This window comes from Chryseobacterium metallicongregator, from assembly GCF_031324065.1.
Taxonomy (GTDB): Bacteria; Bacteroidota; Bacteroidia; order Flavobacteriales; family Weeksellaceae; genus Chryseobacterium; species Chryseobacterium metallicongregator.
In genome coordinates this window covers 456,812-469,502 of record NZ_JAVIXS010000001.1, presented here as the reverse complement: position 1 = coordinate 469,502, position 12,691 = coordinate 456,812, and the positions used below count along the sequence as shown (strand labels likewise).

The window sequence follows — 12,691 nt, the reverse complement described above, 5'->3', positions numbered from 1 at the left end:
GAATGACGGTTTTTATAGTGGTTATTGTTGATTTATATCTGTAAAAAAGCCCTGTTTTAAAAATTTTAAAACAAGGCTTTACTAATATGAAGTTAAATATAGAAATGCTCTTATTATTCGGTAGGGTTTTTATGAGGGGTATTAAGACATAACTGAAGTTGTTTTTTATCAAGTTGATTCTCCCAGTTAGCCACTACAACAGTAGCCACAGAATTACCAATAACATTTGTGATGGCTCTGCATTCACTCATAAATTTATCGATTCCTAAAATCAGCGTCATTCCGGCAATAGGAATTTCCGGTACAATAGCCAATGTTGCTGCTAAAGTGACAAAACCTGCTCCTGTAACCCCTGCCGCTCCTTTAGAACTTAGCATAGCAATCAGAAGGAGTGCCAGCTGTTTTTCAATAGGCAGGTGAATATTAAGAGCCTGGGCAATAAAAAGTGAAGCAAGAGTCATATAAATATTAGTTCCGTCAAGATTAAAAGAATAGCCGGTAGGAACAACAAAACCTACAATAGTTTTCGAACAGCCTGCTTTTTCAAGCTTCTCCATAATCCCTGGCAGTGCAGATTCTGAAGAACTTGTTCCTAATACCAGAAGAACTTCTTCTTTAAGATAAACGATGAGCTTGAAAATATTAAATCCATTATACCAGGCTACTGCTCCTAATATGATAATGATGAACAGGATAGAAGTGATGTAAAAAGTACCTACTAAAAAAATCAGATTTAAAACCGAGTAAAGTCCGTATTTCCCGATAGTAAATGCCATTGCACCAAAAGCTCCGATAGGTGCAAGCTTCATCAGCATATGTACAATTTTAAAGATGGGAGCTGATAGATCCTGGATAAAATCAATGATCTTCTGGCTTTTACTTTTAGTTAATACCAAAGCAACTCCCATTAAGATAGATACCAACAGTATCTGAAGAATGTTATCGCCTACAAGAGGACTAAACAAAGTGTCAGGAATAATATTAGTGAGAAATCCAGTGATCGTTGTTTCATGGGCTTTCTGTTGATACTGGGAAATATCACCGGAAAGATTAGCCGGATCTATATTTAATCCTGACCCTGGCTGTAATAGATTTCCTACAATAAGCCCAATGACAAGAGCCAGGGTAGAGAATGTAAGAAAATAGATCATTGATTTTATAGCAATCCGACCCACTTTGGTGAGGTCTGTCATGTGGGCAATTCCCAATGTAAGGGTAATAAAAATAACCGGGGCGATAATCATTTTAACCAGTTTAATAAAACCGTCACCCAATGGTTTCATTTTTTCACCAACTTCAGGATAAAACTGACCTAAAAGTACTCCGCCAATGATAGCTATAACAACTTGAAAGTAAAGCTGCTGATATATTTTTTTTGATTTCATAAGTGTTTAAATTATTATACTTGTAATATGTTAAGGGATAGAATGCCGAATAAATATTGTGGTTTACCGATATAGCTGCATTTAATCTTTATCTAATTCTGAAGTTTTTTTCGTGTCTTTCATTCTTGCATATACAATCAGAGAAAAAAGTATACATGCTGTGATGTACCAATAGAATAATGATTCCATGTTTATCTTTTTGAGCCATAGGGCAATATATTCAGCAGTTCCCCCAAAAATAGCAACAGTAAGGGCATAAGGAAGACCTACTCCCAAAGCCCGGATCTCTGAAGGAAAGAGTTCTGCTTTTACTACCGCATTAATTGAAGTATATCCGCTAAGAATAACCAGGGCAATCATAATTAAAGAGAATGCAGCCCATGCAGAGCTAATGACACTCAGCATAGTGAGAAGAGGTACTGTGCATATTGTTCCAAGAATTCCAAAACCAATCAGTAAAGGTTTTCTGCCTATTTTGTCAGATACCATTCCAAATACTGGCTGCAGACATGCAAAAAGAAATAAGGAAATAAATGATATCAAAGTAGACTGTTCTTTGCTAAGATGCACTGTATTGACCAGGAACTTTTGCATGTACGTTGTATAGGTATAGAACGCCAGAGTTCCTCCTAATGTAAGCCCAACTACAGTAAGGATGGCTTTGGGATGCTTAAGGAGTTCTTTGATTGTTCCTTTCTTTTCTTGAGAAGCTTTATTTTTAAAAGCCTCAGTTTCATGAAGGCTTGACCTAAGATATAAGGCAATCACGGAAAGAAAAGCTCCTACTACAAAAGGAATTCTCCATCCCCAATTTTCCAGCTGTGTTTCTGTGAGTACTAATTTCTGTAAAATGAGCTGGATTCCTAAGGCTATAAGCTGTCCACCAATTAAAGTTACGTATTGAAAACTTGAATAGAAACCTCTTCTTTTTTCATCTGCCATTTCACTCAGATACGTAGCTGAAACGCCATATTCTCCGCCTACGCTTAATCCTTGAAGAAGTCTTGCAATCAATAACATTACGGGGGCTAAGATTCCTATAGTTTCATAAGTAGGAGTAAGGGCTATCAGTAATGATCCGAAAGACATCAGTAAAACGGAAAGGGTCATAGCTCTTTTTCTTCCAATTTTATCTGCAATACTTCCAAACATCCATCCACCAACAGGACGCATGAGGAAACCTACAGCAAAAATTCCGGCAGTATTAAGCAGCTGTGCATTAAGGTCAGAATCCGGGAAAAATGAATTTGAAAAATAGATGGCAAATGCGGCATAAGCATACCAGTCATACCATTCTACCAGATTTCCTATTGAACCACCAATGATGGCTTTGATTCTCTGCGAAGTTGTAATTTGAGTTGTATTCATAGAAAGTAATTTTAAAGTACGATGTAAAGTCCAAGCAGGAATTCTCCCTTTCTGTCAAAAATCGTTTTTGAAACAGCATCATATATCGGTCTGCTGCTATACTGAGCTACAATTTTTGCATTTTGGCCATAGAGAAAGAAATTGGCACCCATGTCATAGTAGCTTCCTTTTTCATGTAAGGCTTTCATATCTTTTAAAGCATAGCTGAAGAAGGGTTGAACTTTCAGGATTTTACTGAATTTAGGAAGTACGAAACCAGCCTGGGTAAAGAATATATTTCCTGTTCCCATTAAAATCCGGTTATTTCCTGCTCCTTCCAGAGCTTTTTGTCCTGTGAATTCAGGATCTGCTGTGCCAGGGTTCATAATACCACTTGTTCTTAAATAGTTAGGACCATAGTTATAATTATAGAAGACGCCATATATAGTAAGCCCCATTTCTTTCTTTTTATCTCCAACTGGAATTTCAGAGTAGATATCAGTGCCGAAAATAGAAGCATTATGAGATTCAAAAACATTTTCTTTGGGCTGGGTCAGTGTAGCATTTTTATTGGCGTAAAATCCTGCTCCTATATTCAGTACTTTTTTTACAGCGAGGTTGTTTCCAGCCAGAAAAGAGGTTGCTGTAATTTCTTTATTGAAAAACTGATAGTAGGCATATCCTGCAAAGGATAATTTACCATTTTGATTATTATCTACAGCACCGCTTCCTACAATAGGCTTTATGTTTGTAGCAAAAGGTTTATTGACACTGAATCTATAATTAAGTCTGTCAAATTCTCCATGTACAAATACACCAAACTGTCTGGAAAACTGATCTGAAATTTCAATAGTGGGAAAATTAAAAATAGGAAGATCTCCTGCCAGCATTTTAGTGGTACTTCCGTTTGTCATTCTACTTACTCCATTCCAGGAATGAAGCCCTACACCGAAGTAAAGGTTGCTTTTATTAGGTAACCCTGTCTGAAAATCATTTCTTGGAATAATTGCTAATTCATTATAGGCATCATGGAAAAAGAAGGCAGCCTTTTTTCCTGCTCCATTCGTGCCTGTACCTGAGCCTCCTCCAGAGATAAAATTTTGATTGTTTGCTCCTATCTGAAGGAATACAGAGTAAAAAGGAGTGACCTGGCTTTGAATGGTGAGTCTCATTCTTCGCATTCCTGCATCATAAGTTTCCTGCTGAGGAACAGAGTTTACAGCTGTACCCGGATTATTTTCAATGCTTCGAAGCCATATCTGGCTGGAAACACTGAATTTTAACCATTTATCTCCTTTAGGATTAAGGTTGATTTTGAGTTCACCAATATCTAAGGGATTTTTTTCAGTCGTAATTTCAGGTTTCTTAAGCTTAAGAGTATCTTGACTGTAAGCCATCGGAGCGCCTATTAAACCTAAAATTAATAGCATTCTTTTCATAGGTGGTTTTATTTGCACCTAAACAAGACATAAATTCTGAAGAAAATCTGAAGTTGTTACTGATGTACTGAATTTGTTATTAAATTATTGTTTTTCAATGGATTGATTTGTGAAATATATTATGATAGTGTGTCTACTGTTGTTAAAATGATAAGAGATTTTAGTGTGGTAAATCTCCAAAATTCTCTTTACCAATGCCAAACCAATCCCGATAGAGTTTTGGTTGGGATTACCACGCTTGAATCTCTGGAATAATTCTTCAGTGGGCAGAGTAGGAGGATAGCCGGTGTTGGAGATCTCAAAAAAATGTTCTGTAAGTTTTAAGCGAATATCCCCATTATCCATATTGTGTTTTCTGGCATTACTGATAAGGTTATTGATGATGATGGCTGCCAGATTTTTATCAAGGCTTAAAAAAATATTATCTTGAATATCAGTAATAATAGTGAGGTTTTGAAGAGTAAATATTTCTTCAAAGTATTGCAGTCTTTCCCGTAATACTTCTGAAAAATTAATGGGATCGGTAGTTCTTTTCTCAAAATGTTCCAGTTTTGCCAGAAGAATAAGAGATTGATTGATAGAAGAGAGTCTGTCCAATTCATTATTCATCATATCTAAGGTGGTGAGCTGGTACTCAGAAAGCTGACTGTCCATTAGCAGTTCTATCTTCCCTTTCATAGAAGCCAGAGGAGTCTGGAGTTCGTGAGAAGTGTTTTCAGAAAGTTCTTCCAGCAGGTTATAATCTTTTTTTGAATTATCAGACATTTTCAGCAGAAACTGATTAAGCAGTTTGAATTCTTTGATGTTGGTCTCCATAAGATTCATCTGAGAATGATCTTTTAAATTGAATTTTTTAATCTCATCCAGAGAACAATAGAACGGTTCCAGAATACTTTTTGAAACAATTGTACTGACAATGATCGTTAGGATGATCAGAAATATTGTTATCCATGCAATCACCATCAGAATACTTGTTAGAAACCGGTGCTCAATGATCGTAATGTAACGGATGCTTTTTATGGAATATTTTTTTTTGTGAATAACAAGATAATCCATTACTTCTATCTTATTAATGTAAGATTGTGAATTACTATTCCAAATATATTTTTCTGCAATTTGTTTTCTCTTGGATATATGTTGGGAATCAGGAAGCATAGTTACAGCGGGGTTCTGGCCAAAAAGAGTATAGTCATAGGATGGATTTTGTTCCAACTGCTGGGCGACTTTCATATTCTGGGTTTGTAGTTTTAGAATAGCAGAACGGACGATGGTTCTTTCCAGTGCAAAATACATAATGATAAAACCCATCATGAGAACAAAGAATACCAAACAGGCAAAAGCCCTTGCAAATTGTAAACTTAAACTCATTTGTCAATCCACTTATAGCCCAATCCATAGACAGTCTGCAGATAATCTTTACCTCCTGATTCTATGAGTTTTTTTCTTAGATTTTTCAAATGTTGATATACAAAATCAATATTGTCAATACTATAGGTGTAATCTCCCCATAAATGACTGGCGATAGCCTGCTTGGTCAGCATCCTGTTTTGGTTGTTGATAAAATAGATCAAAAGGTTCAATTCCTTTTTGGTTAAACTGATCAGCTGATTACAGATACTGCATGCCTTAGATTCAAGATCTATTGATATTTCATTGAAGATAAGATGTCGGTGGGTTTCCGGGGTTTTCCTCCTGAAAACAGCTTTTATCCTGGAATGAAGTTCAGGAAGTGGGAAAGGTTTCGTAATATAATCATCGGCACCTTCATCCAGTCCTGCTAATTTGATGTCTAATGAATCTCTTGCTGATACAATGATTACACCTGTTCCCGTAGAGCAGGTTTTAATATGTTTTAAAATATCCAGACCATTTCCGTCGGGAAGCATCAGATCAAGAAGAATACAATCATACTCAAAAAGTTCAATCTTTTCGAATGCTGTTTGAGCATCTGATGCAATTTCACAGATATAATCTTCATTTTTCAGATAATCAGTGATATTGATGATCAAATCTTTATGGTCTTCTATAATTAAGATTTTCATAGTAAATATTATCTGAGTTGAGCATAACAATAAAAACATGGTGTTTCAAATGGACACAAGGTTTTTTAATTATTTTTTATGTACTTGATTTCGGTCTCCCAATCTAACAAGATCAACAGTGTTTTTAATATTCAGTTTTTTATAAATTCTTGCTTTGTAGGTGCTGACTGTAGATAGGTGAAGGTTTAATTCATTTGATATTTCAATATTTCCGTAACCCTTAACCAGTAGATTAAATATTTCCTTTTCTCTTTCTGATAAAGCTTCCAGTGGATTTATTGGAGTGTCTTTTTTTGCAGAAGAAACCAGTTTTTTCACAATCTCCGGCGAGTAGTAGGTTCCGGTTTCAAAGATTTGCTGAACTGCTTCCAGAATATTGTTTTCGTCAGATAGTTTATTAATATATCCATCGGCGCCTTCAATGATATACTGTACTGCGATGTCATTGTCGTATACAGAGAAAACCAGAATTTTCAGATTGGACTGTATTTTTTTTAATTCACCAATCATGCTTAAATATTTACTTTCCGGCATATTGATATCGAGGATGAGCAAATCAAACTGTTCTGCGTATAACTTATCTGTGAGTTCCGTATAAGATTCTGCACAGGAAATCTGTACATCTTTGTAGTGGGATTCTAAAATCAGTGTAGTGCCTAATCTTACTACAAAATGATCATCTGCAATAATAATTTTTCTAGTCATATTTTTGTTTTTTTATTTTAATCGATACTATAGTTCCTTGTGGTATATTGTTTTTAAATTCAATTTTACCATTGATCATCATAAGCAGCTGAAGGATGAGATGTAATCCTAAACTGTATTTTTGTAAAACCAGTTTTTCATTTTCAATATTGTCCTGAAGCTTTTCATAATAAGTCATCTGTTCCTTGCTCATTCCTTTACCGGTATCTCTTACTTCCAGGAAAAAGATAGTATCATCTTCAATGGTAGAAAGCTCTATAACTCCATTAGTGGTATTTTTAATTGCATTATCTATAAGGTTATGGATGATAACTGCTACCACATTCTGGTTGATCTTTGAATAAGTAGGGTCTTTAATATTGTTGACAATAAGAGTATTTTGCTCTTTGGCAGCCACCTCAAAAAGTGTTTTTTTAGCTTCCACAATTTCGTAAACATTATAAGTTTCATTCTTTTCAGAAATATTATATATCTCCGCGTATTCTTTTAAGGTTTTCACGAAATTGTAAAATTCTACCGAAGATTTGTAGAAACTTTCAAAATGTTTTTTTTGTATATAACGATCATGTTCGTCAGTCTCATATAACTTTTTGGCGGTTATAGATAAGAACTTTATAGGAGTAATAATATCATGGCTTATGGTTTCCAATAGTTTTTTCTGCTGTACACTCTCTTTTCGCAGTTGTTCCTTGGTATATTCTAATTTTGAAACTGTTTTTGATAGTTTCCGGGTTCTTATTTCAATAATGTCTTCAAGTTCCTTCTTGTTTAATATTTGCCTTTTTATTCTAAGTTTTATCATTTTTAATGTAAATACTGATATAAAAAATAGAATAAAAATCTTAAAGATGAGAATCTGATAAAAAAGGTGCTTTACATTAATATTAATTGTTTTGTACATGTATTTCCCTTTCGGAGAAGTTAATACCCTCACAATAAGTTGATATTGTCCCGGCTCCAGATTTGAAATATAATATTTACCATCGCCGTTTATTTTTTCCCATTTTTCATTCTTAGAACCTTTTAGTTTTGCTTCGATAACTAAATTGGTTCTATTGGCATAATAGGGAACATCAACTAATATAATTGCTTTATAAAAATTATTTTCAAGAGTAATATTTTTTCCTTTAATATTGCTTTTGGAATCATAAAATATGACTCTTTCCAAAAAGAAGTTTTTAGGGTAGTAGCTTCTTATTTTTTCAGGATGGAAAAATACAAGTCCCTTTATAGAAGGAAATACAAAATTTCCATTTTGAAGAACCGAAGCACTGGGTGAGCAGCCACCATTGAACTCATTGGTATTAAAGCCGTCTTCCTTGCTATATCGGTAATAGTTGGGTAATGTTTTTCTGTCTTTAGAATATTGCAGAAGGTTGTTTTTCAGTACCTGGAATAATCCATTATTGGTACTGATCCAGAGAAACCCATTTTTGTCCTCCAGAATAGTATGTGAAAATAAAAGATATCTGTTTTTATCTTCCGGCATTTTAATGAGTTGCTTGTTTTTATATAAAAAGAAGCCATTTCCTTGGGTCATAATCCAGAAATTTCCACCCTCTGTTTTTGTAATTTCTCTTACATGTAACGGGGTGGCAGATATTTTTTTAGGAATAAAAGTGGGCGTTTCTATTGAATATAAAGCATCCCTGGTTCCTATCAGCCACTTATCATGGCCATATTCATGAACTGTGGTTACAATATTTGGAATGGAAAATTGTAAGAATGGGGTTTTAAAATCGGAGTCTTTGTAAAAGGTAAGGAGAGATTTCAGTATAGGTTTGTGGAACGTTACAATGAAAAAATTTTTCGCCCTCCATGCATAAGAGGGTTCCTTTTTAAAAGCAAGTTTTTCTTTTTTAGAATAATTAGATTTTTTAAGATAACGAAGTAAACTTGATTTCTGCTGAACAAGAATATTCTTTTGATTATCATACAGTAAAAAAAAATTGCTTGTTGTATTAAAATGATACTGTTTTACCAATCCGTTTTCATTGTATACATCACCTAAGGAAGTGATTACCTTATCATTTTCAAAAGGAAGCATTGAATAAAAGATGTTTTCATAGGATTTATCTGATTTGTTGACAACATGAAAATTGTTGAATTTTATTACATTCAATCCATCTGATAATGTTCCAAGGTACAGTTTATTGTTCACTTCATCATGATAAATGGCGGCTAAAGAGTTTTTATTAAGATCATAATCTGCTAATTTTTTTAAACTAAAAGTATTATGCTCATAGCCTATTTTATACAGTGTATGATTCAGGATAATAAAAGATTGATTATTGATCTGGCTCCAGTACATTTCTATACCATTTTTAAAGAAAATCTCAGGTGCATCCAGGTAAGTTATCTGAGTAGGAGAAATTTTAATTATTTTTTTTAATGATTTGGAAATGATAAAAATAGTCTGGTCAAAACAAAATGTATCTGAAATATAGTTTTTAGGTAGATTCTTCAGCGTTGTAACTTTATGATCCTTATATTGTACGGTTCCATCATGCAACAATTGATAATAGTTGTTCTTATCAAAATAAATAAAGAAATCTTTATCTTCAAACTGATCTGATATGGCATTCTTAGTAAAAATAAAGTTCGATTTGCTTTTACGTAATACTCTTTGCAGGCAACCTGATTTACGAGTGAGAATACTTACATTTCTTTTAGATATTAATGCCGTATTTTCGTCGAAAGCTGTTGCATTGTAAATGGTATCTTTCTTTGAATTTCCAAAAAAAGTGGTAAATCTGTTGTTTTTAAAGTTAAGATGATTATAGGTGACAAAATTATTTCCGTCATAACGTACCAATCCGTTTTCTGTACTGATCCAGATGAATCCGTACTTATCTTTAATGATATCCTTTACACTGTTCTGAGGAAGGCCATTGTCTGTATCATACCATATTGAAGCTGTTTGCTGACTGTAGTACAGTTGTATAGTTATGAAAAATATAAATATAAGTTGTTTATTAAACATTTTTAATACTTGTAATTATAAAGTATTCATGGTCTAGTATTATAAAATTAATAAATTTTGAGAGCCAGTAGAAGTGTTGGATGTCGTTTTAAAACTACATGCTTTTAAATTTAAAATGATAGCCACGTCGATTTCCATGGCTTTTTTAGAGTGTTTGGTGGATGTTAATTAAATACTTGGTAAACTTGGTGTTCCGTAATGGATATAGAATTTGTTTTGATATCTTGTTGAGAAAGTTATTGATAATAATGATGTGATAAACAATATTTGTTCTCTTTATTATAAAATAAAATCAGTAGATATCAGACGAATATCAAATTACTGATTTTTTGCATTTTGAAGAAAGATTATTATACTCTCAATAGGTAAAAAAAAATAGATCCTAGAATCTATTTTTCTTTAGTATAAATTTCTTCGATGTTAGAATTTCTGGCTAAAGAAGAATTTGTTAGCAATTAAATACCTATTTTTCTTTACTGTAAGTTTGAGCAACATTATTTTTAGGGTCTCCAATTAAAGATACAACCGTTAACGATGTATTATCAAGTTTTTGAATAAGTAAGGTGTCAATATCGCTAGAGGTGGAAGGCTGTGCTACTCCTACAGTACGACTCCATAGAAATAGGGTATCATGAGAAATTTTCCATTGTTCATACAGCAACGTGTGCATATTTATTGATGCTGCGGTACCATTGTCCCGAAGCTCAATACCTTGCTTTTCCTTTTCCTGTCCTGGAATAGGTTGTACCCATTTTCCTACAAGTTCAGCTTTAATATCTGATGCTTTATTTGAAGTAACTTCTGTATTTTCTTTTTTGGGAGAAGTGCACGCTGTCAAAATACCCAAGATAATTAGTGATAATACCTTTTTTTTCATAATGTTTATGTTTTTATATGTATGCCTTGTAAATGTCTTCGTTATAAACTTCTTATACCAACCTATCAATTGCTTCTAGCTATGTCTAATTAACCCTGATGTTTTTTATCAAGTGTTTAATTTTTTTTGATTTGGCAAAATTAAGTAATTGTTCTCTAAAGTATGTTTAAATGAGTGTAGTTATTAAACTACACGATACGCTATTTAAAGTGTCTTAAAGAAATTTGTTTGAAAAAAAAATAAATTTATTTTATAAAATATAGTAGATGGCATCTATTATTATTTAATTGTTTGATAGATTTGGTGAATTAATGAGATTGAATTTATTAAGATGAATCCAGTAAATCATCTTTCTATATTTGCCCCACTATAAAATAAAAAATTATGAAAAAAAATGTTTTGTTAGCGGGAATCCTGATAGCATCAACAGTCTATTCTCAGCAGTTGACGACTAACACAGGGAGCCCTGTAGGAGATAACCAAAATTCTAAAACAGTAGGTAATAACGGACCGGTATTGCTGGAGGATATTCATTTAATCGAAAAACTGGCTGCCTTTGACAGGGAAAGAATTCCTGAAAGAGTAGTGCATGCAAGAGGAGCAGGAGCCATAGGTGAATTTGTTGCAGATGCTGATTTTTCTGATGTTACAATGGCTGATTTTTTATCAAAGGCTGGTAAGAAAACTCCGGTATTGGTAAGATTCTCTACCGTAGTACATCAGCAGGGATCTCCGGAAACTTTTAGAGATCCAAGAGGATTTGCTGTTAAGTTTTATACGGATCAGGGAAATTATGACTTGGTAGGTAACAATTTACCGGTGTTTTTTATCAGAGATGCAATTAAGTTTCCAGATATGGTACACGCTTTTAAACCTTCTCCGGTTACTAATAATGCTTCCGATAATAACAGGGTTTTTGATTTTATGGCTAATATCCCGGAGGCTACTCATATGCTGACATGGTTGTTCTCTGACAATGGAATTCCTGCCAATTACAGAGAGATGCAAGGAAATGGAGTACATGCTTTTAAATGGATCAATACAAAAGGAGAAATAACTTATGTAAAATACAAGTGGATTCCCAAGCAAGGTGAAAGAAATCTTACGCAGGAAGAAGCTGATAAAATCCAATCTACACAAATAGAACATGCAACAAGAGATTTATATAATTCTATCCAGAATAAAGACTTTCCAAAATGGGATTTATATGTGCAGATGTTGAAAAAGGATGATTTTGAAAAGCTCGATTTTAATCCGGTAGATGTAACTAAAGTATGGCCGGAATCTATCGCAAAATCAGTGAAAGTGGGAACGATGACCCTTAATCAAAATCCAACAAATTATTTTCAGCAGGTAGAACAGGCTGCTTTTTCTCCCGGTACTCTTGTTCCGGGAATAGAACCATCAGAAGATAAACTGTTACAGGGAAGATTATTCTCATATTTTGATACCCAAAGACACAGAATTGGAGGGAACTTCCAACAGTTACCAATTAATGCAGCAAAAAATAATGTGACAACATATAACCAAAACGGCTATATGTCTATGAGAGCTCAGAACGGAGAGGTAAACTATCAGCCTTCAACAACTAAGCCTGAAGTTACTGATAATAAAAAATTCAAATACTCCCAAACTGTTTTCCCTGCCGGTACATCTACAGCACAAGCTAAACTCGATAAAGAAAACAACTTTAAACAAGCGGGAGAACTTTATCGGTCTTTCTCTAAAAAAGATCAGGATAACCTGATTAAAAATCTGGGTAGTGCTCTGAGCAGTGTTGAGAATAAAAAAGTAGTGGCGAAAATGATCTCCTATTTCTATCAGGCAGATGCAGAATATGGAAAGCGACTGGCTCAATATGTTAAAATGGATCGTCAGCAACTGGAATCTTTATTGTCTTCAAAATAGAAATA

9 protein-coding genes are annotated in these 12,691 nt (G+C 33.8%); 1 reads left to right on the top strand and 8 read right to left on the bottom strand.

Annotation, left to right across the window (positions count from 1 at the left end; all coding sequences use genetic code 11):
- Positions 1-113 precede the first annotated feature (113 nt).
- The 8 genes from REB14_RS02135 to REB14_RS02100 all read right to left on the bottom strand — a co-directional run bounded on the left by REB14_RS02135 (position 114) and on the right by REB14_RS02100 (position 10,778).
- On the bottom strand, positions 114-1,385 hold the full coding sequence (locus REB14_RS02135) for a dicarboxylate/amino acid:cation symporter (RefSeq protein WP_309521363.1): 1,272 nt from the start codon (positions 1,383-1,385) through the stop codon (positions 114-116).
- A gap of 81 nt (positions 1,386-1,466) precedes the next feature.
- Positions 1,467-2,753: an MFS transporter gene (locus REB14_RS02130; protein WP_309521362.1), complete on the bottom strand. Its 1,287-nt coding sequence runs from the start codon at positions 2,751-2,753 to the stop codon at positions 1,467-1,469.
- Between the two features lie 11 nt (positions 2,754-2,764).
- The gene (locus tag REB14_RS02125; RefSeq protein ID WP_079242058.1) at positions 2,765-4,171 is read right to left on the bottom strand and encodes a hypothetical protein; all 1,407 of its coding nucleotides are present in this window, start codon (positions 4,169-4,171) and stop codon (positions 2,765-2,767) included.
- A gap of 84 nt (positions 4,172-4,255) precedes the next feature.
- Positions 4,256-5,539: a sensor histidine kinase gene (locus REB14_RS02120; RefSeq protein WP_309521361.1), complete on the bottom strand. Its 1,284-nt coding sequence runs from the start codon at positions 5,537-5,539 to the stop codon at positions 4,256-4,258.
- Positions 5,536-6,213, bottom strand: a complete 678-nt coding sequence (locus tag REB14_RS02115; protein WP_309521360.1) for a response regulator transcription factor — start codon at positions 6,211-6,213, stop codon at positions 5,536-5,538. Before REB14_RS02115 ends, REB14_RS02120 begins: the two co-directional genes overlap by 4 nt.
- Before the next feature lie 69 nt (positions 6,214-6,282).
- Positions 6,283-6,918, bottom strand: coding sequence for a response regulator transcription factor (locus REB14_RS02110; protein ID WP_079242055.1), 636 nt, complete (start codon positions 6,916-6,918; stop codon positions 6,283-6,285).
- Positions 6,911-9,901, bottom strand: coding sequence for a ligand-binding sensor domain-containing protein (locus REB14_RS02105; RefSeq protein WP_309521359.1), 2,991 nt, complete (start codon positions 9,899-9,901; stop codon positions 6,911-6,913). Before REB14_RS02105 ends, REB14_RS02110 begins: the two co-directional genes overlap by 8 nt.
- A gap of 463 nt (positions 9,902-10,364) precedes the next feature.
- Complete coding sequence (locus REB14_RS02100) at positions 10,365-10,778, bottom strand: lipocalin-like domain-containing protein (protein WP_079242053.1); 414 nt, start codon at positions 10,776-10,778, stop codon at positions 10,365-10,367.
- Between the two features lie 384 nt (positions 10,779-11,162).
- On the opposite strand from REB14_RS02100, the gene REB14_RS02095 reads away from it, so the two are divergent.
- A complete protein-coding gene (locus REB14_RS02095; protein ID WP_185116993.1) occupies positions 11,163-12,686 on the top strand; it encodes a catalase in 1,524 nt (507 codons plus the stop codon).
- Positions 12,687-12,691 lie beyond the last annotated feature (5 nt).